This window comes from Pseudonocardia ailaonensis, assembly GCF_039531635.1.
GTDB classification, from domain to species: Bacteria; Actinomycetota; Actinomycetes; order Mycobacteriales; family Pseudonocardiaceae; genus Pseudonocardia; species Pseudonocardia ailaonensis.
The window spans coordinates 105,887-128,455 of record NZ_BAAAQK010000017.1; the positions used below are offsets into that span (position 1 = coordinate 105,887).

Here is a 22,569-nt window from a genome sequence, read left to right on the forward strand (position 1 = left end):
GACCGGTCCGGGTCGGGTTGCCGAGCGAGGCTGTGGCCGGCCGCTCGTCTATCCGCGCCGAGCGGACAACGCAGCGACGGGGCACATCGATACGGCGACCTCGAGCTTCTCGGGGTCGGCCGTACTGAGGCCCTCCTGGACCTCCAGGTCGCCGTTGTCGTCGAGTTGAAAGGCCTCGGGCACTGCGGCCACGCACAGCCCGTGGCCCTCGCACCGGTCGTAGTCGACGGTCACACTGAGGCTCACCAGCATCATCTCCACTTGATGTCGCGGTTCGGACTGCAGCCGGTGGTGGCGCGGACGCCGCGCTCGGAGCCGGTTGGGCCCGGATGCCGACGACGTGGCCACGTCCGCTGCAGCCGTCGATCAGTCCTGAGCCGAGACCCGCTCGGCGAGCTCCTTCTCGGCCGCATTGCCCTCACCGAGGCCGTGGATCCCCACGGTGTTCCGGGACGAAGGGACATCCATATGACGATGCCCCTGCGCGTCGTCCCAGAAGTCGATCTCGAAGTCGGACGATCCCCACTTGCCGCTGTTGTCGCGGACGACCTCGATGTGACCGGGTGCGAGCAGGTGCTTCTCGAGGGCTGCCTGGTCCTCCCAGACCTCGAAGTTGATCGCGCGGCCGGGACGCTCCATGTCGACCAGGTACTGGTACCTGATGGCTCCCGGCTCCTTCTGGGCCTCCCGGACCTTCTCGAGGAACCACGCGTCGTAGGCGTCGCGATCGGCGGCGTTGACTTTCCACGAGGCGTAGATGATGACCATTGTTCCTCCACAGAGTTCGGACGCCGTTGATGCGTCTCGGGAATGTGACGGTCAGCTAGTGGGCAGGTGACCGTTGGACTCCGGCGTCGCGATCCGGGTCGTGAGAACGCGGGGCTCGTCGTCCTGCCCGGGATCCGCCAGACGCGCGCCGAGGTCGTCGAACCAGGACTTGCGAACTGTTGCCTGTCGCTCGGCCCAGGTCGCCGTGCGCGGTCGGTCGAGGGCGGTCCCGTCCGCGGACCGGAGGTGCCGGAGGACCGCCCGGGTCGACTCGATCGCGGCCAACAGCGCGAGGTTGGCGTAGAGGGCGATCGCGAACCCGCGTTCCTCGATCGCTGCCTTGTCGAGGATGGGGGTGCTCCCTCCCTCGACAAGGTTCAGGATCTGGGGACCGCGGACGGCCCTGGCGACGTGGTCGATCTCGGCGATCGACGTCGGTCCCTCGACGAACACAAGGTCCGCCCCGGTGTCGTGGTATAGATTGGCACGCTCACACGCAGCCTCGACTCCTTCGATCGCGAGTGAGTCCGTCCTGGCGATGATGACCGTGTCGGGGTTGCGGCGAGCGTCGCGCGCGGCGCGGATCTTCTCGACCATTTCGCTGGCGGGGGCAACGGTCTTATCGGCGAAATGCCCGCAGCGCTTGGGAAACGTCTGGTCCTCGAGCTGAATAGCACTGGCGCCGGCACGCTCCAGGGACTGGACCGCGTGCCAGGTGTTGATGGCGTTCCCGAAACCGGTGTCGGCGTCGACGATGATCGGGATCCCGACCGCCCCGTGGAGCGCGGCGGTGTGGGCGACGATGTCGGTGAGCGTCACCAGTCCGATGTCCGGAGCTCCGAGGAACGTGTTTGCGACACCGGCACCGGAGAGGTAGACGACCTCGAAGCCCGCATCCTCGATCAGTCGCGCGGTGAGCGCGTTGCCCGCGCCCGGGACGGTCAAGGTGCCGGGCGCTGCGAGGAGCTGCCGTAGTCGACCAGCTCCGCTGGTTGGGATCACGGAATACCTGCCTGTCGTGATGGGAGCGTCGTGCGCAAAGCCGCCATTAGAATCGCCGTGCTCCCTGCCGGGAGCCAGATCTTCCTTCCGCTCACCGAAAGCGGACGCCGACCGTCAGAGGGACGAGGGGAGCCCAAGGACTCGCCGAGCAGCGACCGCACGCAGGACCTGGCTCGTCCCGCCCATCACGGTGTAGGCGCCGGCGGACAGCTGCGCGCGAATTGGGCGGGCCTCGAGTAGCCCTGCTGCACCGGCGGCGCGGGCGACGAACTTCGCTACGCGTTGCGAGTACTCCGAGCAGAAGATCTTTGACAGCGACCCGTAGCCCGAGTAGGGCGGGGCCACCGAGGAGCGGACCACCATCAGTCGGGCGACCCTGTACTCGAGTTCTAGACGCTCTGCCCACTCGCGGCCGGTCGAGTCGTCCGGGTCCAGTCGACGAACCGCGTCCACGAAGGCGGCGCGGTTCGACACCAGCCTGTCGATGCCACCGCGCTCCGCGTCGAGTACCTGGAGTAGGCGGATGCGCGAGGCTCCCGGGTCGATCTGCTGCGAGCGTGGGATGCGCACGTTATCGAGGTGGAGGACACCGAAGCTCTCCGATCCCGACGAGTCGCGGAGCGGTTCCCAGCCGACGCCTTCGGAGGCGAGGTCGACGAGGAACTCACCCATCGTTGGCGTGGCTGCGGAGTCACCGCCGGCCTCGATCCTGCAGATGACGTAGCACCAGTCCGCCGGCCACTGGACCCACATCTTCTCCCCGCTGATGCGGAGATGCTCCGGTCCGTCTGGTCGGGCTGTGGTCGTCATAAGCGTCGGATCGGAGCCGGCGGCGCGCTCGGCGCTGCCGAGCGTCCATCGCGTGCGGCCGTGAACGATGTCGGTGAGCCAACGGTCCCGCTGTTCTGGGCTGCCGTACTCGGCGAGTACCGGGCCCACGGTCTGGTCCGCGAACCACCAGTCGGCAATGGGAACCCCGGCCTCGATCAGGGCCTCGAGCACTGCGAAGTGTTCGAGTGCGGAACGCCCGCCGCCACCGACCGCCTCCGGCCACGTCATACCGATCCAGCCGCGCTCCGCGACGGCGAGCGCCGCGTCGCGGCTGTGCCCGACCATCCAGCAGTCGTCGTAGCCCCCGTGCTGCTCGACCCAGGTCTGCGCGAACTCAGTCGCCTCTTTCTGGAGCTCGTACGGGAATCCGGGGAGGGGGGCCTGGCCTGCGGAGCCCGGCCGGCGGGTCACGGGCACGGCCGGCTCATGCCACGCGCTCCCGCGAGTCCGCGTGCGCGCGCCCGGAGGCCAGACGCGCAGACGCCGCTCGGGCCGCGTTGACCACCTGTGATCCCCATCGGTGGGGGTTGAAGTGGTGGACGGGGAGGGCCACGGCGACGACGCCGACCACATGCCCCTCCGAGACCACAGGGGCGGCCACCGAGGCGACGCCGACCTGCCATTCCTCCACATCGACTGCATACCCCAGGGCGCGGACGGACTGAAGCTGCTGTGCGAAGACCTGCGAGCTGGTGACGGTTCGCGGCACGAGGCGTTCGAGCTTGACCGGTAGCGTGTCGCTCCCGGCAGTGGCGAGCAGACACTTGCCTGCAGCAGTCGCATGAGCAGCCAGCTGGTCCCCGCTCCGGACCCTGATGCCGGACAACTCGCCCCCGCCGACGACATCCATCACCGAGACTGCGGAACCCGACAGGATGGCTAGGTAGAGGGTCGCTCTGGTGCTCGCGTACAGGTCGTGCAGTGCAGGGCGGACAGCCGCCAGCAGCTCGGCCCGCGCAGGGGCGCGGAAGGCGATGTCAAAGAGAGCGGATCCAATTTGGTAGCCCTCGCTCCGTCGTTCGATGACCCCGAGCTCGACGAGTTCTGCCAGGAGCCGATGGGTCGTCGTGACCGGCAAGCCCGAGGCGTCTGCGATTTGCGTGAGCCGGGCGCCACGGGTACGCGAGATGAGCTCCAGGACGGTGAAGACCCGAGTGGTGCGGCAACGGCCGGGCGCTACCCCCGCTGTGGTCATTAGTGCTCCCTTGCATTAGGACCGCGTCCCGGCCGTACTGTGTGCTGTCGACAGCATGCACTGGGCGGGATGTGTGCGCGTTCTGGAGGGTGACACCCTCCTACGGGATCTGGGAAGGTGCCACCAACTGTCAACAGTTGAGGCGCACAGCGACGGTTAGAGCTGTTCTCTGGGAGGGCTGGAAGATGGGTCGACACGATCACCGGAGTCTCGTAACTACGCCGGCGGACGGCTTGGCGGAGCGCAGGACGCTGGCGGTCGAGATCGCCGACCGCCTGAGCCAGTCGATCTTCCTCGGCGAGATCGCGCCCGGTGGTCGGCTCAACGAGGTGGAGATCGCAAAACGTATGGGGACGAGCCGCGGACCGGTTCGCGAGGCCTTTCGCTATCTTCAAGACCTCGGCATAATCGAAGCGGTGCCGCATCACGGATCGTTCGTCGTCGAGTTCTCGAGTGCTCAGATTAAGGATCTCATCGTTTTGCGCAGCACGCTCGAGGGAGTGGCGGCCCGGATGCTGATCGGCACCCGCAAGGACCTCACCGAACTGCACGTTGTGGCCATGCACCTCGAGCGCGCAGCCGAGGCGAAGAATGGATCCGTGTTCAAGAGGCTCGAGTGGAGGTTCTCCCGGGCTCTCTGTGAGGCCGCCGGGACCGGCGAACTGGTCACGACCTGGGAGCAGGTGTACCGCAGGCTGAGGCTCGCGTTCGCGAACATTACGGACAACAGGACACTGTCCGACCGGGCGGGTCGCTACACCAGCTTGGCTGCGACGTTGAAGGAGACGGTTCCCGGTGAAGCAGAGGCCGCGGTGCGGTCGCATATCCTCTCTGGGGGATTCGCCAAACTAGGGGTCGGTGTACCCGAATATCTCGTCATGGACAAGGCTATTTCATAGCTATGTGAGGGGCAGTACCCACGGCTGATCATGAAGACATGCCGTGTGCGGCGGCGCGACCACTCGGTCGGTCGCGATATGTCGCAGCCGCTGTCCAAATTTGCGAAAGGCGAGTCTAATGGGTATGTCAATCATTTCGGCTGGTGAATCGGTCGATCCTTATCGCCGCGACATTCCTGGTCTCCCCGGCAATCCCGTGATCGGGATCGATCTCCGGGTCGCGAGCCTGGCTGTTGATCTCCTTCCTCGAGGCGGGATCCTCGTCGGCATCGGCCCCGTCGCGCCGGGCCTGGAGTCTCTGTTGAGCAAGCTCGACGTGACCCTCGTACCCGAGGCGGGAGGCAGGGAGACGGTCACGGTCGAGAACTCCGAAGAGGAGCTTGCTGCACTTCGCCGAGCAGTGGCAGCTTCGCCGCTCGCTGCTCAGGCCCTGGCCGACGTACTCCGGTGGTCGATCCAGCTTCCCGTTGAAGCGGCCGTGGATGCCGAGTCGTTTGCGTACTCGATGCTGCTGGGCGGAGTGGAGTTTCGCCGATGGCTCACTCGCCGTGGAGACCGGACCACGCCGTCAAACGTATCTGACCCCGTCCTGCTCGAACGCCAGCGAGACAGGCTTGTCATTCGACTGAACCGACCGGAACGGCGCAACGCCTACGGACGCCAACTGCGGGACTCCCTCGTCGACGCTCTCGATTTGGCGCGTCACGACCACTCTGTGGCAACTATCGAGCTCAGCGGGATCGGCCCGGCATTCTGCGCCGGTGGTGACCTGGATGAATTCGGCACTACGCCGGACCTGGCGACTGCGCATTTCGTGCGCACCCGGGGAGGGGCGGCGCTCCCCCTCCACGAGTTGAGGGATCGAGTCGAGGTTCTCACCGAGGTCATCCCTAAGGGTCCAAACATGAGGCGGGACGCCGAGCGGGCTCGCGACTGCTCGTCCAGGTTGCCGAGCGCCGAAACCCGAAGACGAGCGCGAGCCTCGCTCAGCTCCTGGAGCGCTACCTCGACCAGTTCCAGGGCTCACCGAACACCCGGCAGCTCCACAGAACCCGCGCCAATGTCCACCGCCCGTCGGACACCGCGCAGCCCGAGGCAGCGCATCAGGCGCTCCACCGTTTAGCGCGCCACCGGCCGCCCCGACCGGCCTGTGACGCCGTCGCGGCGCAACTGCTGCCACATCTTGCGGGTGCCGTAGGCCCGCGGCCCTCGTCCCGGTCGAAGAACGTGGCCGCGATCGTCTCCGCCAGCACCGCGTCGGTCGGTGCACGCGACGACGGGTGCCGGTTCTTGTGGACGTAGTAGCCCGACGGGGCGACCGCGATGCCCTGCGCGCGCAGGTCGGCGCAGATCGGCTCGCCCCCGAACCGGTCCTTGGGAGCGTCGATGTAGGCGACGATCAGCGGATACGACGGTCGAGCTCCGCCGCCGCGAAAAAGCCGACGCCGTCTTGAGGATGTCTCGTTCGCCCGCCGCAGCTCGGCGTTCTCCTACCGCAGCTGCCTGAGCTCCTCGGACTCCGCCGTGGTCACACTGGGGTGACACCGTCGTCGATGTCGGCTTGGCGGCACCACCCTCACAGGGTGTCGGGCAGGATCCCCACCCTGCGGGCCGATCCGCTTGCACGCCGCATTGACCGAGAGCCCCGGATTCTCCCGACGCGCCTGGCGGACCATCCGCTACGCGCGCTCACGCATCTCTGGTTCGTACGGCGGCCCACACTCAGGCGGCAGGAGTCGCGAGCACGGTCGTGATCAGCGCGCTGAGCGGCAGGGGCCAGCCGAGCTCATGTACTACACAACTCTTGCGCCATGCGATAAATATGGCATACTTGGGACGCACTGCAGAGGTGGCAGGTCGCCACAGCTCTCGCTGCGCGATGCGGCGTGGCTGGTCGGAGGCCTCTCGCCGGCGCAGACCACCACGCGGACAAGGAGGTCAAAGATGACTGACGTCATCGAGTCCGGTTTGGCCAGAACGATTCAGGACAGCGACAGGTCGATGTTCGTCGTGGATACCGACATTCACGAGCTACTGCGCTCACACAAGGACCTGTTACCGCACCTCGCCCCTTCCTGGCGGCGGCATCTGTCGGAGTACAACGGCCCCTTCGCTGGCAGTGCGACAGGCGTGCCCACGGCTTTCCCCTACTCCATGCCGACGCAGGGCAAGGCCAATTCGCGGCTCGAGTGGCAGGATCCGGATCACACGCCAGGGACCTCGCTGTCACTCATGCAGAAGCAGCTCTTCGACGGCGAGGGGGTGTCGCTGGGCATCCTCAACGGCCTGTATCACCCGTCCGCTGTGCACGGGAACTACGATTTGATGATAGCTCTGGCATCGGCCTACAACGACTGGCAGATCGCTACGTGGCTCGATCCTGAGCCACGCCTCCGCGGCTCGATTCACGTGGTGGCCCACGATCCGGCTGCGGCGGTCCGAGAGATCGAGCGTCTTGCGGGCCACCCGCAGATGGTTCAGGTGTTCCTGCCGCTGGCCACCGATCGCCAGTACGGTGACCCCTGCTACCTGCCCATTTTCGAGACCGCGCTCGCACACGGCCTCGTTGTGGCATTCCATCACGGAACTGCCACACAGACGCTCCTCGGATACCCGCGGAACTTCATCGAGTGGCACATGCTCGCTGCGATGCAGGCCGCGCAGAACCAGATCGTCAGCCTGATCTGCAACGGGATCTTCGATCGGCTGCCCGAGCTGCGCGTCGCCATCCTGGAAGCGAGCGTCAGCTGGGTTCCCTCCTTCTTCAAGCGCTTCGACCAGCAGTATCGTGAGCTGCGTATCGATGTTCCGTGGGTGCACCGGCTGCCCACCGAGTACCTCCGCGACAACATCCGGATGTCGACCCAGCCGCTGGCCGATATCCGTCCGCGCGAGTTCTTGGAGCTGGTCACGGGTGCGGGCCTGGATCGAGTGTTCATGTTCTCCACCGATTACCCCCATTACGACGCCGACTCTGTAGAGGCTGTGCTGCCGAAACAGCTTCCCGACGAGTTCCGCAGTCAGATCCTGCACCAGAACGCCATCGACACCTATCCGCGTCTCGCGGGCGTCGGAAGATGAGACACGAGTTGTTCCCGGCAGCCGAGCTAGCAGTGGGTACGATGCGTGGGGCCTCGGTCGGAAAGATTTCGGTCGTCGTCATCCGGGACGGCGCGGGCAACCTCACCGCATTGCGCGACGTCTGCCCGCACCACTATGCGAGGCTGTCGGACGGTCGCCTGGAGCAGATGGTGGTCGGCGATGAAGTGGGGGAGAAGGAGCTCTCGGACACCTATATCGTCCGATGCCCCCGGCACGGACACGAGTTCGATGTCGCTACCGGCCTCTGTCCCGCGGACGCGAGCCACCGGGTGCGTCCGTTCGCCGTGTCGATCGAGAACGACATGGTAGTCGTCGAATGGTGAGATCCTGCCGGCCCCTGGCGCGAATCTTGTCTCTCGTCGCGAAGCAGGAGCGTGATTCGAAGTGAGTGAGCTGCGTAGCGGGCTCTCCGCAGCACGGTTGCGGGCGTTCTTCGACCCGGCCTCCGTCGCGTTGGTGGGAGCCAGCGACCGGAACGACATGTCGCGCCAGGTCGATGTCAATCTGCGGATGCACGGGTACGACCGGCCCGTGTACTACGTCAACGCCCGAGCCGAGAGCGTCCACGGGCGTCCGACGGTGTCGTCGCTGTCTGCTGCGGGTGGTCCGGTTGACCTCGCATTCGTGCTCTTCGGCGGCGACCGGGTGATCGAGGTCGCCCGTGAAGCCGCAGCGATCGGGACGAAGAACCTCGTCGTCCTCTCCTCGGGCTTCGACGAGGTGGGCGAGGACGGCGGCAGGCGCCAGGCCGAGCTCGTCGAGATCGCGCGGGCGAACGACATGCTCATCCTCGGGCCCAACACCATCGGATTCGCCAACCTGAACGATGGTGTCGTCCTGTACGGGACGCAGAACGACAGCCCCATCAAGCGGGGGTGCGTCGGGGTTGCCACCCAGAGCGGTGTTCTGCTCAGTCAGACGGTGCGGAACCTTGCCGCCTCCGGCGTCGGCATGTCGGTGCTCGCCGCCGTGGCGAACGAGTCGGTCATCGCTCTCCATCACATGATCGACTACTTCGTCGACGACGAGGCGACCAAGGTCATCGCTCTGTTCATGGAGACGACGCGGGATGCGGCCGGCTTCCGGCGGGCGGCGCGGCGCGCGCTGGAGGCGGGCAAGCCGATCGTCGTCCTCACTGGTGCACGGACGACAGTGACGGCGGACACGGCGGCATCCCACACAGGCGCATTGGTCGGCGACCAGCGTGTACGCGAAGCGATGTTCGACGACCTCGGCATCATCATGGTGACGTGTCTCGAAGACTTCTACGCGACGACCGCGCTCCTGGCGAACTACGGGCCACTGCACGGCCGAAGGGTTGCGTTCACGAGCGTCTCCGGCGGGCTCTGCGAGCTGTTCGCCGACCGTGCACTGGAGGTCGGTCTGACGTTTCCGCAGTTCACGGCGGAAACCCAGGCAGAGCTGCGGAAGATCCTCCCGCCCTTCGCCGCGACGAAGAACCCCTTGGACTACACCGGCGTCGCCCAGTCGAACCGGGCGTTCGTGGCCGATGTGTTGCGGGTGATCACCGCCGACCGGAACATCGACATGGTGGTCTACGGCGACCCCAAGCTGGAAATCGTCGCCGCGCCTGACCAGCTGGACGGGGACGAACCGGGCGACGTGACGGCCCATCCGATGTACGCGGTCGCTGAGGCGGTCGGTGCGGCGGTGAAGGCATCGCCGATACCGGTTCTGGCCGCGACCACGACGTACGGCGCCCCACACCCCCTCAATGCCGTCATGGCCGAGCGGACGGGGAAAGGATTCGAGATCGGGGGCTCCGAACACGGCCCCTTCGCGCTCGAACGGGCTGTCTGGTGGACCGAGCGGCGTCAACGGCTCTTGGCATCGGCCCCCGGCGTCATCGGTAGCGTGCCAGGGCTGAGCGTGTCGCCGGGCAGCTCGCTCGGCGAGAGCGCGGTGCTCGATCTCCTAGGGGCGGCTGGGGTCGCAACGGTGCCGTGGGCGCTGTGTAGCTCGCGAGACGACGTAGTCGAAGCGGCCGAGATGTTCGGCCATCCCGTGGTCGTGAAGATCGCATCGCCCGACATCGCCCACAAGAGCCGGATCGGTGGCGTCGTCCTCGACGTCCAGGACGGTGCTGCTGCGGCGGCCGCGTTCGACGCGGTGATGCAAGCCGCGCGGAGCGCACAGCCGGGTGCCGCGTTCGACGGGGCGCTGGTCATGCCCATGCGCAGCGGTGGCCTCGAGCTTATCGTGGGTGCCAAACGGGACCCGACCTGGGGACTCGTCCTTGTGGTCGGCTTCGGAGGGGTGTGGACCGAAGTCCTCGCCGACACGGCCGTCCTGGCGTTGCCCACGACGCCGGAACGCGTCATCGACAAGCTGCGGGGCCTCCGTGGCGCCGGACTGTTCGACGGCGGCCACGGCAGACGACCGGTCGACCTCGAGGCCCTGGCGGCGCAGATCGTGCGTGTCGGGGACCTGGCCGCGGCCCTGGGCGCGCCGCTCGGATCGCTCGACGTCAACCCGATGCGGGTGGACGGGCAGGTCGTGGAGGCACTCGACGGCCTCATCACGTGGAGGAAGCCATAGAGCCGTCCGCGCTCGTGCCCGGCCGAGGGGGCAGGCGAGCACACGAGGTATCCTCGGCCGGCCGGCGATCTGTCTCTCGGGACGATGCGGCTCTGTCCTGGGAGCCACGATGTGCGCCGGGCAGAGCGCCGGCGACAGCGGACCTGACGGAGCGGGCGATGGCGACCAGTGGAGCGGGCGGTCAGACGGCCCTCGGCCGGCGGACCAGCGGGATGCACATGAACAGCGCCCGGTCGGCACTGCTCACGGTGATCAGTTTGTTCGTGTACCCCGACCCGAAGCCGGTGCCCACGTCGACGTTCATCGACGCTCTGGAGCCGCTGGGTTTCGGTAGCAACGCCACCCGGCAGGCCTTGCAGCGCAGCGCAGCGTCAGGCTGGATCACCGCGACGAAGGTGGGCAGGCAGGCCCACTGGCATCTGACGGGCGCCGGCTACCAGCTCTTCGAGGAGGGTGCGGCGCGGATCGCCCGTCTGTCCGACGTGGACCGGCCCTGGGACGGACGGGCGCTCATCCTCACGGCGGAGGTGCCGGAGAACGACCGGGCGGTCCGGCATCAGCTTCGAACCCGGCTGGACTGGTTGGGATTCGCCGCGCTGGCTCCGGGGGTGTGGATCTCCACCCATGTGCCGAACGAGATCCCTGCGGGCATGCTCATGGAGAAGCTCAGCCTGCCCTGCAACTCGTACGTCGCCGAGCCGGGCACGTTGGGGGTGTTCCGCGACGTCGTCTGGCGGTCCTGGGATCTGGCCGCTGTCGAGCGGGACTACCAGGCATTCCTCGATGAGTTCCGAGATCTGTCGCCCGTCCCCGGGACGGACCGGTTCGTCGCGCTCGTCCAGGTCACACATCGATGGCGGCGCTTTCCGTTCGTCGACCCGGGCCTGCCACCCGCCCTGCTCCCCGCGCAGTGGACGGGTTTCGAGGCGGCCCGGCTGTTCGCGGCGTTGCGCGCGATGTGGCGCCCCTCGGCCGACGAGCACTGGCACGCGCTCGTGCGCGCCTGACGGGCAGCGTTCCCTCCGACACGGCCTCGAGCAGGCTCTCGTGGGAGCCCCGCCAAGGCTACCTTGCAAAGTTCGACGAAAATCTTGCTCAGCACGACGTCTATGTAGTGTGATGTGGCCTGCGGGAGAGCAGGTCCTCGAACGACGCCACGCAGCTGCGGTCCGGCGTCCAGCACCCTCAGGGGGATACGTGATCGACTTCGAGCCGACGGACGAACAGCGGGCGATCCGGGAGACGGTGCGCCGTTTCGTCGACAAGGAGCTCCTGCCGTTCGAGCCGCTTCTGATGGAGCGCGACATCAACGGCCTCGAGCCGCACCTGACCGATGCCGAGGAGCGGCAGCTCCGTGAGAAGGCGAAGGCGTCGGGGCTGTGGGGCGTCGATACTCCCGAGGAGTACGGCGGCGCCGACCTGGACTGGGGTACGCAGGCACTCATAAACATGGAGCTCGGACGCACCTTCATTCCGTTCACGTTCGGCGGGTCGGCGCAGGAGATCCTCTACAGGCTCAATGACGATCAGAAGCGGCGCTACCTGGTCCCGACCATCCAGGGAGAGAAGCGGTTCTGCTTCATGCTGAGCGAGCCCGGGGTGGGATCCGACGCTCGGAACATCCAGACGACCGCGGTTCGCGACGGCGACGGCTGGGTGATCAACGGCGAGAAGACGTGGATCAGCAGGGGCAACGACGCCGATTACGGCGTCGCCTTCTGCCGTACACGCGATGATTCGGGCACCTACGGCGTGACCGCCTTCCTCGTCGACCGCGACATGGGGTGGAAGTCCTCGCCCGTCCCGGTGATGGGGGTGCGCAATCCGGCCACCATCTCGTTCCAGGACGTCCGCGTGCCGGACGACAACCGGTTCGGCGAGGTCAACGCCGGCTTCGACGTTGCGATGCGACTGATCCACCGCAACCGGGCCGTAGTAATGCCGGCCCTGTGGGCGGGCGCATGCGAGCGCCTCCTCGAGATGGCGATCGACTACGCCAAGAACAGGGTCACCTGGGGAGAACCGCTGGCAGATCGTGAGAACATCCGCTTCATGATTGCCGAGTCCGAGGTCGAGCTGCGGACCCTCAAGCTGCTCACCCTGCATGCCGCGTGGGTCGGCGATACGGGACGTGATCCGCGACACTCGTCGTGTTTCACCAAGTTCCACGGCGCACGCGTCGCCAATGCCATCGTCGATCGTGTCCTGCAGATCCACGGCGGCATGGGGTACTCGAAGGAGCTCCCGATCGAGCGGTGGTACCGGGACTTCCGGATCGCCCGCATCTACGAGGGAACGGACGAGATCAACCTGCTGTCCATCTCCCGCAACCTGTTGCGAGGCTATGACAAGGTCGGGCAGGTCTGGTAAGTCGGGCCGGCAGGATCGAACAGGAGGTAATCAGCATGCCGCAGGCCGACATCAACCACTGGGAGACGGCGATTGCCGAGGTCCTACCCGACGACGTCGTCGTCCGCGGACGCAGACTGACCGACATCCTCGGAAAGCTCAGCTTCGCGGAGATGGTCTACCTGGTCCTGACGGGAAGCGAGGCCACCCCCGGGCAGGCACGAGTGCTGGAAGCGCTCCTGGTCTCCGTCGTCGATCACGGGATCTCCCCCTCGAGCATGCTGACTCGCATGTACGCCTCCTACGGCGTGCCCATCCAGGTGGCCATCGCGGGTGGCGAACTCGCTTTCGGTGACTACCACGGCGGCACGAGCCAGCAGATCGGCGAGGAGCTGAGCAGTCTCGTCGTGGCGGCGTCGGCGACGCCTGGAGACTTGGACCGGAATCTGCGGACGACAGCAGCCCGCCACGTGGCGGAAAGCCGCGAGGCGAAGCAGCGGGTGCTGGGCTTCGGTCACCCTCAGCACGACGTCGACCCACGAGTCCCGATCCTGCTGCGCATCGCCGCCGAGGAAGGGGTCGCCGGGCTGCACACGCGCCTCGTGTCGTACCTGGAGACCGAGCTGGCGCAGTCCCTCGGCCGACGTGTGCCGGCGAGCTTTCAGAGCGTCTCGGCGGCGCTCGCCCTGGACCTGGGAATCGACCATCGGGCGGCGCGCGCCCTGATCATTTCTCCCCGAGCCATCGGTCTCGCGGCGCATTTCCTCGAGGAGGTCGACCAGGGGCATCGGATACGAAATGTCTCGGGCGGTCAGGTGACCTATACAGGTCGGGCCTGTGAGTCGAACGTCGAGGAGGTGTCGACATGACCGGCTCGTCGACAGGCGAAGGCCATCTCGAGGGCCGCTGCGCGTTGGTTACCGGCGGAACGGACGGCGTGGGTTTCGATGTCGCCGAGCGTCTTGCTCGCCGTGGCGCTCACGTGGTAATCACCGGCCGCGATGCAGGACGAGGCGCCAAGGCGCTCACCCGGATGGGTCCGCTCGCCGGCACCGTGTCCTTCGAGCAGGGTGACGCAAGTGATCCCGCCGAGATCACCGATCTGGTGGAACGGGTGCGCTCGTCCCACGGCGACGCGATCGACATGCTGGTCAGTGCCGGCAGTGGACACAACGTAGGGCCGACACCGTTCGCCGATCTGACGTTTGAGCAGATCAGCCAAGAGATCGACACACTTCTCCACGCACGGCTGTTTCCGGTGAAGGCTGCGCTCCCCGCACTGCGTGTGCGTGGAGGATCGGTGGTGATGCTCACCACCGATGCCGCTCGCTACCCGACTCCGGGTGAGTCGATCATCGGCGCCGTCGGTGCTGCGGTGATCCTCTCGACGAAGGCGCTCGCCCGGGAGTTCTCCCGATGGAGCATCCGGGTCAACAGCGTGGCAATGACGATCACCTCCGACACACCGTCGTGGGACCGCGCTTTCGCCGGCGAGACCTTCCAGTCGCGGTTGTTCTCCAAGGCTGTGGATCGGTTTCCTCAGGGGCGGGCGCCGACGGCGGGTGAGGTGGCCGCCGTCGCCGAACACCTCGCGACCGAGATGTCTCAGGTCACCGGCCAGACGATCAGCGTCAACGGTGGACTGTCGTTCGGGGGTTGGTGACCCGACCTCCGACGACTTTCGTCAAAGTTGTTGCGCCAGGTGAATAACTTGTGGAAGGTTAGCGGCTTCCGGGCACCTGCCTCGCCGTTCAAGGGAGAACGCGAATGAACCCAAGCCCCCTGCGACCTGCACGAGATCCCGTGGGGCCAGGATGAGCGCCGCGCAGGTTCTCAACGGTCTCGCGCTCGGCGCGTTGCTGACCCTGCTCGCCAGCGGCCTCGCGCTCATCTACGGGCTGCGCCACGTGATGAACTTCGGACACGGCGGCAACTACATGCTCGCCGCCTACCTCGGAACCAGTGTCTCGGCAGTCGCCGGCTTCTGGACGGCCCTGGTCGTGGTTCCGGTGGCGATGTTCGGGCTCGGTGTCGCACTCGAGTTCGCCGTTCTCCGGCCGCTGGCCGGCCGCGGCCCGATCGAGCTCGCCATCGTCCTCACCGGCATCGCCTGGATGCTCCAGAACGTCATCGTCGCGGTCTACGGCCCTCAGGCCCGCGTGATGGCCACTCCGGCTCCACTGGACGGCGTCGTTCAGATCGGTGAGGAGCCGTACCCCGCATACCGCCTGCTCTTGATCGGCTTCGGCATCGGCTCGGTACTGCTGATCGCGGCCTGGCTGCGTTTCACCCGCAGCGGCCTGCATGTGCGCGCGGTGAGCGCACGCCCCGACACCGCCCGGATGGCGGGTGTCGATACCGGGCGGCTCGGACTGCTCGTGGTGTGTCTGAGCACCGCGTTTGCCGGCCTGGCCGGCGTCCTCGCCGGTCCGTACCTCGCGGTGAACCCCGGAATGGGTGATGCCATCCTCATCACCAGCCTGATCGTCGTGGTGCTCGGCGGCATCGGCAGCATCGCGGGCGCGGTGGTCGCCGCCGTGGTGATCGGGTTCGTGCAGGTGCTGGGAGATCTTGTGGTGCCGTCGGTCGCCGCGTTGGTCCCCTACCTGCTCCTGGTGGTCGTCCTGGTGTTGCGACCCCGTGGGCTCATGGGTCGGGTGATCGTATGACCGCCCTCGACCCGTCGCCCCCGCCACCGACCGACGTTAGGCGCGCTCCGCGGGTCGGAGGTCACCGCGCCGCGGTGGCAGGCACAGTCGTGGCCGCCACCGTGCTCGGCCTGTTCCTGCCCACTTTCCTCGCTGACCCGTACCTGGTGACCGTGCTGGTGCGCGGGCTGACGCTCGGCCTCGCCGGCCTGGCTGTCGGACTGCTGAACCAGCAACTCGGCCTGGTCTCCTTCGGTATCGGGGCCTTCTTCGGCCTCTCCTGCTACGCGTTCTCGATCCTCACCACGCGCTTCGGATGGGGACCTACCGCCGCCGCTGCTGTGGCGCTGCTGGGGGTGATCGCTCTCGCGGCGCTGCTGGGGGCGGTTGTGGTGCGCGTCAAGGCGCTGTCGTTCGTGATGGTGACGCTCGCTATCGCGCAGGCGTTCTTCGTCGCGGCGGGCCTGGCGGGTCTGAAGGACCTGACCGGGGGAGACGACGGGCTTCTCGTCGAGTTCAGCGGTGAGCTGGCAGGTCTGCGGCAGAGCGACCTGCTCGACCCCGAGAGCGCCTGGCCGTTGGTGTGGACCGTCGTGGTCGTGGTTGTCGCCTTGACCGCCGTCATGGTGCGGTCCCGCTTCGGGACCCGGCTCCGCGCGATCAAGCAGAACGAGGAGCGTATGCGCTACTCCGGCTTCGACCCGTATCGCGACAAGATCCTCGTATTCGTCGTGTCGGCAGCCATCGCGGCCGTTGCTGGAGTGCTGCAGGCGCTGACCCAGGGGCTGGCGTCGCCGGACATCCTCGGCTTCCACCTCTCCGGCAACGCCCTCGTCGCCGCGCTCATCGGTGGCTCGGCCACGGTGATCGGCCCGATGGTGGGTGGCGTGGTGTTCGCGTTCGGTCAGTCGGCCCTCTCCGACTCGGGGAACCTGCAGTTCTTCGTCGGGCTGAGCCTGGTTGTCGTTGTAGTAATCCTGCCGGGCGGAGCCGTGCCCGCGACGATCAGATGGACCCGGTCCGCGGCTCGACGAGTGAAGGATCGGCTGCTGTGACGGCACACCACGCGGCAACGGTCGCCACCCCGTTGCCGGAAGCGCAGCCGCTGCTCGCGGTACGAGACGTGACCGTGCGCTATGGCCGGTTCACCGCTCTGCGCGATGTGACCCTGGACGTTCGGGAGGGCGCCTTCCACGGGGTGATCGGACCGAACGGGGCAGGGAAGTCGACGTTGATGGACGCGGTGACGGGCAGCAGGCGTCCGGCGGCAGGCTCGGTGCTGTTCGATGGCCGGGAGATCGCCCGCTCCCGGATCGCAGCCCGCCGCCGCCTGGGCATCTCCCGGTCCTTCCAGCGGACGAGCATATTTCCCGAGCTCACAGTCGGTGAACAGCTCGGCCTGGTCGGTGACCATCTCGGAGACCAGGACGTCGACGCCGTACTGGAGATCATGTCGCTGGCCGCCCTGCGCGATCGGGTCGCCGGCACGATCGCCTACGGTGACCAACGCCGCGTCGACATCGCGCTGGCACTACTGGGCAAGCCTCGGCTGCTCGTACTCGACGAACCGGCCGCCGGCCTGTCGGTCGAGGAGACCGACACGCTGTTCGAGCACCTTCGAACCTTGGTTCGCGAGCGCGGTGTCACTGCGCTCGTGGTCGAGCACGACGTCGACGCCGTGTTCGCCTCGTGCGACACGGTCACCGTCCTCGACCTGGGACAGGTGCTGCGGTCCGGCGATGCACGAACGGTCCGCAGCGACCCCGCTGTCATCGCCGCCTACCTCGGGAGTGCCGCATGAGCTTGTTGGAGATCCGCGGTCTCGTTGCAGGATACGGCCGAGCTCCGGTGCTGCGCGACGTCGATCTCGTCGTGGAGGAAGGCGACGCGCTGGCCATCATCGGCCGGAACGGTTCTGGCAAGACCAGCCTTCTCGCCACGATCTACGGCGGCACGACGATCTTCTCGGGGACCATCCTGGTCAGGGGAGAACCGCTCGACACCCGCCGGGGCTTCCGCGCCGCGGCACACGGCATCGCACTGGCGCCTCAGGGCAAGCACCTCTTGCCCAACCTCAGTGTCGCCGAAAACCTGATGCTCGGTGCCGCGAGTCGTCGTCGAGGCGTCTGGACTCTCGACACGGTCTACGATCTCTTCCCCGTGCTCGCCCAGCGGGCCCGAAAGCCCGGCACCGCCCTCAGCGGCGGGCAGCAGCAGATGGTGTCGATCGGTCGAGCGCTGATGGCCAACCCTGCCCTCCTCCTGCTGGACGAGCCGAGCGAGGGTCTCGCGCCCGTACTCATCGACCAGATCGTCGACGCCCTCGCCACGATCCACTCCACCGGTACGAGCACCGTGATCGTCGAACAACACCTCGAGCTCGTGACCCGCACCAGCCGTGAGTTCGCGGTGATGAACAAGGGGCAGCTTGCCCTCGGCGGTCCGATCGCAGATGTCGGCGTCGCCGACCTGCGCGGGCTTCTCGCCCTCTGAAGCCAGTCCTCCTTTCGTCCGCGCTTTCCCCACACCTCTCCCGAAAGGGTCGACGATGCATCGGCGCATACTGACCTCTCTCACCGTCCTCGTGTCTCTCACCGTCCTCTCCGCGTGCGGGGGTGGGGGTGGTGGTTCCACGTCGGGAGCCACCACCGAACCGCTGCGGATCGGTGTGCTCGTGAACAAGGCCGGCACACTCGCCCAGTCCAGCGCCGAGTACCAGGCCGGCTACGAGGTCGCAGCGGCGGCCGCGGCCGGCGCGCTCGGCGGCCGTCGCGTCGAACTGGTGACCGCCGAGGAGGACGGGACCCCGGCAGGTACCGCCGCCGCGGCGACACAACTGGTGCAGCAGCGTGGCGTGCGTCTGATCACCGGAGTGGTCAGCTCCGCGCAGGCACTCGCCGTCGGCCCGGTCGTCACCCGGCTCGGCGCGCTGTTCGTGGACACGAGCGCGCAGGGGAACCAGCTCACCGGTTCAGCCTGCCAGGCCGGGTACTTCCGCGCCGTCGCCAACGCAGCGATCTACAGCAAGATCGTCGGCGCGGCGGTCTCGGCTTCACCGGCGAAGACGTGGTCGCTGGTGGTCGCGGACTATGCGTTCGGTAACGATATGGCTGAGGGAGTGTCCAAGGCTGTCGCGGAGGCGGGCGGCACGGTCAATCAGATCATCCGTACTCCGGTTGGCAACTCCGACTTCGGGTCGGCGATCTCTCAGCTGGCCGCGAAGAGGTCCGACGGGCTTTTCACTGCACTCCCCGGCGCCGACTCGTCGACATTCCTCAAGCAGGCCGACCAGTTCGGTTTCCTCCCGACGTACAAGCAGATCGTCGGCGACGTCCTGCTGACCAACCTGTCGGCGGGCGACTTCGCGAACATCGCACCGAAGCTGCAGGCCAACACGGTGGAGGTGTCGAGCGGCTACTACCCGCAGGAGGTCAGCACGCCTGCGAACACCGACTACCTGAGGCGCTTCGCCGAGGCCCGCCCCGGACAGGACATCAACGAGACGGCAAAGAAGGCCAACAACGGCTGGAATGCTGTGCAGGTCATCGTCAGTGGCGTCGCTGCCGCCCGCAGCGACGACCCCCTCGCCGTCAGGAAGGCTCTCGGTGGCCTGACGATCGAGCTGCCTCTGGGGACCGCGAAGATGCGAGCCGAGGATCATCAGCTCTTGGTCCCCGGGGCTATCGGCAAGATCGTGCAGGAGAACGGCAAGTGGCGGCTGGCACAGGCGCGCGCCATCCCGGCCGACCAGCTGGTGCCTCCGGTGGAGGGGTGCAACCTGGGCTGACGAGCGGGCGACCCGCGATAGGACGACGCGACGAACGACGACGAATGCCGTGCGCTCCTGCGATCTGGCGCTGGTCCCCGACTTGCGTGATCCCGACGCATCTCTCGGACCCACACGAGTGAGCTGTGCCCCACGTCCAGTCATTCTACAAAATCTTGACGCGGCATCGTGTTCAAGTCGACCATAGAACGGTCGATCTCGACCGAGCTTGCGAGGAGGGTGCCCAAATGAGTGTCCCGACAGCCGAGACGCCGATGTCCCACCACGAGGAGATTCAGACCGCGCCGACGGCACCGGAGGTCGATTTCCGGACCGCCCCGGCGCGGTACCGCCACTGGCGGCTCGACATCGACGGTCCCGTTGCGACGCTGACCCTCGACATCGACGAGGCGGGTGGGATCGTCCCGGGCTACGAACTGAAGATGAACTCGTACGACCTGGGGGTGGACATCGAGCTCTACGACGCGACTCAGCGCCTGCGGTTCGAGCACCCGGGCGTCCGGTCGGTGGTCGTGACCAGCGGGAAAGACCGCACCTTCTGCGCCGGTGCGAACATCCGGATGCTGGCGCAGAGCAGTCATCCGTGGAAGGTGAACTTCTGCAAGTTCACCAACGAGACCCGCAACGGAATCGAGGACGCGACCGCGAACTCGGGTCAGACGTGGATCGCGGCGGTGAACGGGACGGCGGCGGGTGGCGGGTACGAGCTGGCGCTGGCGTGTGAGCAGATCCTGTTGATCGACGATCGGTCGTCGGCGGTGTCGTTGCCGGAGGTACCGCTGCTGGGTGTGTTGCCGGGGACCGGTGGCCTGACGCGGGTGATCGACAAGCGTCGGGTGCGCAAGGACCGGGCGGATGTGTTCGCGACCCGGCCCGAGGGGATCCAGGGCAAGCAGGCCGTGGAGTGGAAGCTGGTCGACGAGACGATCCCGAAGCGGGTGTGGTCGGAGACCGTGGCCGAACGGGCGGCGCGGGCGGCCGAGGGCTCGACCCGCCCGGTAGACGCGGCGGGCATCAGCCTGCGCCCGCTGGTCTCGGACGGCTACCACTACCGCTACGTGAAGGCCGACGTCGACCGCGAGCGCGCCCTGGTCGAGATCACGGTGCACGGACCCGAGGGTGGGGTCCCGGAGTCCCTGGACCGCGTGCACCAGCTGGGCGACGAGTTCTGGCCGCTGGCCGTGACCCGCGAGCTCGACGACCTGATCCTGCGGCTGCGCGCCAACGAGCTCGAGCTCGGTACCTGGATCATCCGCACGAAGGGCGACGTCGAGGACGCGCTGGCCTTCGAGCGCCTGATCGAGGAGCACAGCCGCGACGACTGGCTGGTCAACGAGATCCGGCACTACTTCAAGCGAGTCCTCAAGCGGCTCGACGTGACCTCGCGGTCGCTGATCGCGCTGATCGAGCCGGGTTCGTGCTTCGCCGGCGCGCTGCTGGAGCTGGCCCTGGCCTGCGACCGCCAGTACATGCTGGACGGGACGCTCGACGAGACGGACTCCGAGCAGGGCGACGGGGCGCAGATCATGCTGTCCGCCAGCAACTTCGGCGCGTTCCCGATGGCGAACGGGCTCTCCCGGCTGGGCAGCCGGTTCTACGGGGACAACGACCATGTCGCAGAGCTGCGGGAGGGGATCGACCGGCGGATCACGGCGTCGGACGCCCTCGAGCTGGGCCTGGTCACGGACGCCCCGGACGACATCGACTGGGAGGACGAGATCCGGATCATGCTGGAGGAGCGGGCCTCGCTGTCCCCGGACGCGTTGACCGGCATGGAGGCCAACCACCGGTTCGTCGGCCCGGAGACGATGGAGTCGCGGATCTTCTCGCGGCTGACGGCCTGGCAGAACTGGATCTTCGTCCGCCCCAACGCTTCGGGTCCTGAGGGTGCGCTGCGCAGGTACGGCACGGGGACCCGCGCCGACTTCGACCGCACTCGGATCTGACCCGCCCGCACCCATCGACCTTCGACCCGCCGCGGCCCGCGGTGGAGAGGACGGACCCTCATGAGCATCGACTACAGCGAGAAGATCCCCAACAACGTCGATCTCGCCGGCGACCGCAAGCTCCAGCGCGCCCTCGAGTCCTGGCAGCCCAACTTCCTCGACTGGTGGAAGACCATGGGCCCGGCCGTGCCGACCGAGGACGTGTACCTGCGCACAGCCGTGGACGTGGGCCAGGAGGGGTGGGCGCATTTCGGGCACGTCGCGATGGAGGAGTACCGCTGGGGAGTGTTCCTGTCGGAGCGCAACCCGGACCGCCGCATCGCCTTCGGGGAGCAGAAGGGCGAGCCCGTCTGGCAGCAGGTGCCGGGCGAGTACCGGGCGGACCTGCAGCGGCTCATCGTGATCCAGGGCGACACCGAGCCGGCGTCGGTGGAGCAGCAGCGGCGGCTGGGGGAGACGGCGCCGTCGCTGTACGACCTGCGGAACCTGTTCCAGGTCAATGTCGAGGAGGGCCGGCACCTCTGGGCGATGGTGTATTTGCTGCACGCCTACTTCGGCCGCAACGGGCGCGAGGAGGCGGAGGCGTTGCTGCAGCGCAACTCCGGCGACCTCGACAGCCCGCGGATCCTCGGCGCGTTCAACGAGGAGACCCCGGACTGGCTGTCCTTCTACATGTTCACGTACTTCACCGACCGGGACGGCAAGTACCAGCTCGGGACGTTGAAGGAGTCCGCCTTCGACCCGCTCTCGCGCACCTGCGAGTTCATGCTGAAGGAGGAGGCGCACCACATGTTCGTGGGCACCACCGGGATCGACCGCGTGGTCACCCGGACCTGCGAGCTGATGCGCGAGCACGACACCGTCGACATCGCCCCCCACGGCGGGATCCCGTTGGACGTGCTGCAGAAGTACGTCAACTTCCACTACTCGGTGTCGCTGGACCTGTTCGGGTCCGAGCAGTCCACGAACGCGGCGAACTACTTCACCGCCGGGCTGAAGGGCCGCTGGCAGGAGGAGCGCCGCGGTGACGACCACCGGCTCACGGACGACTCGGCCTCGATCGTCGTCGTGCGCGACGGCCAGATGGGTACGGACGAGGTGTCCGCGCTGCTGGCGCTGAACCTCGACCTGCAGGGCGAGTACGTGAAGGACTGCGAAAACGGCCTCAAGCGCTGGAACCGGGTGATCGAGAAGGCCGGGATCGAGACCCCGCTGTACCTGCCGCACGTCGGCTTCAACCGCGAGGTCGGGCTGTTCGCCGAGCACCACGTCACCCCCGCCGGCCGGCTCGTCGGGACGGACGCTTGGGAGGCCGAGCGGGACCGGTGGCTCCCGTCCGACGCGGACCGCGCCCACGTTCAGAGCCTGATGCGGCCCGTCTACGAGCCGGGGAAGATCGCGGGTTGGGTGGCCCCGCCCGTCAGCGGGATCAACGGCAGGCCGTTCGACTACGAGTACGTCCACCTCACCTGAGACCGGAGGC

Annotated in this window: 21 protein-coding genes and 1 other annotated feature; of the genes, 16 read left to right on the forward strand and 5 right to left on the reverse strand. The window is 67.3% G+C overall.

Features of this window, described 5'->3' with window-relative positions; translation table 11 throughout:
• Positions 1-48 precede the first annotated feature (48 nt).
• The 5 genes from ABD324_RS22105 to ABD324_RS22125 form a co-directional block, all read right to left on the reverse strand.
• Positions 49-246 carry a ferredoxin gene (locus tag ABD324_RS22105; RefSeq protein WP_344420249.1) on the reverse strand — a complete coding sequence of 66 codons (198 nt, stop codon included), beginning with the start codon at positions 244-246 and terminating at the stop codon, positions 49-51.
• 120 nt (positions 247-366) lie between these two features.
• Positions 367-768: a putative quinol monooxygenase gene (locus tag ABD324_RS22110; RefSeq protein WP_344420252.1), complete on the reverse strand. Its 402-nt coding sequence runs from the start codon at positions 766-768 to the stop codon at positions 367-369.
• Positions 769-819: 51 nt separating this feature from the next.
• Positions 820-1,770: an isocitrate lyase/PEP mutase family protein gene (locus ABD324_RS22115; RefSeq protein ID WP_344420255.1), complete on the reverse strand. Its 951-nt coding sequence runs from the start codon at positions 1,768-1,770 to the stop codon at positions 820-822.
• A 114-nt stretch (positions 1,771-1,884) separates the two neighbouring features.
• A complete protein-coding gene (locus tag ABD324_RS22120) occupies positions 1,885-3,018 on the reverse strand; it encodes an acyl-CoA dehydrogenase family protein (protein WP_344420258.1) in 1,134 nt (377 codons plus the stop codon).
• A 7-nt stretch (positions 3,019-3,025) separates the two neighbouring features.
• Positions 3,026-3,796, reverse strand: coding sequence for an IclR family transcriptional regulator (locus ABD324_RS22125; protein ID WP_344420261.1), 771 nt, complete (start codon positions 3,794-3,796; stop codon positions 3,026-3,028).
• Between the two features lie 137 nt (positions 3,797-3,933).
• On the opposite strand from ABD324_RS22125, the gene ABD324_RS22130 reads away from it, so the two are divergent.
• The 16 genes from ABD324_RS22130 (at position 3,934) to boxB (ending at position 22,559) form a co-directional block, all read left to right on the forward strand.
• Positions 3,934-4,695 (forward strand): GntR family transcriptional regulator, encoded by a 762-nt coding sequence (locus ABD324_RS22130; RefSeq protein WP_344420264.1) that lies wholly within the window; start codon positions 3,934-3,936, stop codon positions 4,693-4,695.
• Positions 4,696-5,200: 505 nt separating this feature from the next.
• Positions 5,201-5,818, forward strand: coding sequence for an enoyl-CoA hydratase/isomerase family protein (locus ABD324_RS22135; protein ID WP_344420356.1), 618 nt, complete (start codon positions 5,201-5,203; stop codon positions 5,816-5,818).
• 187 nt (positions 5,819-6,005) lie between these two features.
• Positions 6,006-6,137, reverse strand: a sequence feature (AL1L pseudoknot).
• Positions 6,138-6,639: 502 nt separating this feature from the next.
• Positions 6,640-7,776, forward strand: coding sequence for an amidohydrolase family protein (locus tag ABD324_RS22140; protein ID WP_344420267.1), 1,137 nt, complete (start codon positions 6,640-6,642; stop codon positions 7,774-7,776).
• Positions 7,773-8,120: a Rieske (2Fe-2S) protein gene (locus tag ABD324_RS22145; protein ID WP_344420271.1), complete on the forward strand. Its 348-nt coding sequence runs from the start codon at positions 7,773-7,775 to the stop codon at positions 8,118-8,120. Before ABD324_RS22140 ends, ABD324_RS22145 begins: the two co-directional genes overlap by 4 nt.
• 61 nt (positions 8,121-8,181) lie before the next feature.
• Entirely contained in the window at positions 8,182-10,356 is a 2,175-nt protein-coding gene (locus ABD324_RS22150) for an acetate--CoA ligase family protein (RefSeq protein WP_344420274.1), read from the forward strand.
• Positions 10,357-10,514: 158 nt separating this feature from the next.
• Positions 10,515-11,363, forward strand: a complete 849-nt coding sequence (locus ABD324_RS22155; protein ID WP_344420277.1) for a PaaX family transcriptional regulator — start codon at positions 10,515-10,517, stop codon at positions 11,361-11,363.
• Between the two features lie 193 nt (positions 11,364-11,556).
• Positions 11,557-12,726, forward strand: a complete 1,170-nt coding sequence (locus tag ABD324_RS22160) for an acyl-CoA dehydrogenase family protein (RefSeq protein ID WP_344420359.1) — start codon at positions 11,557-11,559, stop codon at positions 12,724-12,726.
• A 35-nt stretch (positions 12,727-12,761) separates the two neighbouring features.
• On the forward strand, positions 12,762-13,574 hold the full coding sequence (locus tag ABD324_RS22165; RefSeq protein WP_344420280.1) for a citrate/2-methylcitrate synthase: 813 nt from the start codon (positions 12,762-12,764) through the stop codon (positions 13,572-13,574).
• A complete protein-coding gene (locus ABD324_RS22170; RefSeq protein ID WP_344420283.1) occupies positions 13,571-14,368 on the forward strand; it encodes an SDR family NAD(P)-dependent oxidoreductase in 798 nt (265 codons plus the stop codon). Before ABD324_RS22165 ends, ABD324_RS22170 begins: the two co-directional genes overlap by 4 nt.
• 151 nt (positions 14,369-14,519) lie before the next feature.
• Positions 14,520-15,374: a branched-chain amino acid ABC transporter permease gene (locus ABD324_RS22175; RefSeq protein ID WP_344420286.1), complete on the forward strand. Its 855-nt coding sequence runs from the start codon at positions 14,520-14,522 to the stop codon at positions 15,372-15,374.
• 89 nt (positions 15,375-15,463) lie between these two features.
• Positions 15,464-16,408, forward strand: a complete 945-nt coding sequence (locus ABD324_RS22180) for a branched-chain amino acid ABC transporter permease (protein ID WP_344420289.1) — start codon at positions 15,464-15,466, stop codon at positions 16,406-16,408.
• Positions 16,363-17,154: an ABC transporter ATP-binding protein gene (locus tag ABD324_RS22185; RefSeq protein ID WP_344420292.1), complete on the forward strand. Its 792-nt coding sequence runs from the start codon at positions 16,363-16,365 to the stop codon at positions 17,152-17,154. Before ABD324_RS22180 ends, ABD324_RS22185 begins: the two co-directional genes overlap by 46 nt.
• The gene (locus ABD324_RS22190) at positions 17,151-17,846 is read left to right on the forward strand and encodes an ABC transporter ATP-binding protein (protein WP_344420295.1); all 696 of its coding nucleotides are present in this window, start codon (positions 17,151-17,153) and stop codon (positions 17,844-17,846) included. The genes ABD324_RS22185 and ABD324_RS22190 overlap by 4 nt, the downstream gene beginning before the upstream one ends.
• A gap of 55 nt (positions 17,847-17,901) precedes the next feature.
• Positions 17,902-19,140: an ABC transporter substrate-binding protein gene (locus ABD324_RS22195; RefSeq protein ID WP_344420298.1), complete on the forward strand. Its 1,239-nt coding sequence runs from the start codon at positions 17,902-17,904 to the stop codon at positions 19,138-19,140.
• Between the two features lie 254 nt (positions 19,141-19,394).
• Positions 19,395-21,086: a 2,3-epoxybenzoyl-CoA dihydrolase gene (boxC, locus tag ABD324_RS22200; RefSeq protein ID WP_425565880.1), complete on the forward strand. Its 1,692-nt coding sequence runs from the start codon at positions 19,395-19,397 to the stop codon at positions 21,084-21,086.
• A gap of 60 nt (positions 21,087-21,146) precedes the next feature.
• The gene (boxB, locus tag ABD324_RS22205; RefSeq protein ID WP_344420304.1) at positions 21,147-22,559 is read left to right on the forward strand and encodes a benzoyl-CoA 2,3-epoxidase subunit BoxB; all 1,413 of its coding nucleotides are present in this window, start codon (positions 21,147-21,149) and stop codon (positions 22,557-22,559) included.
• The last annotated feature ends 10 nt before the right edge of the window (positions 22,560-22,569 follow it).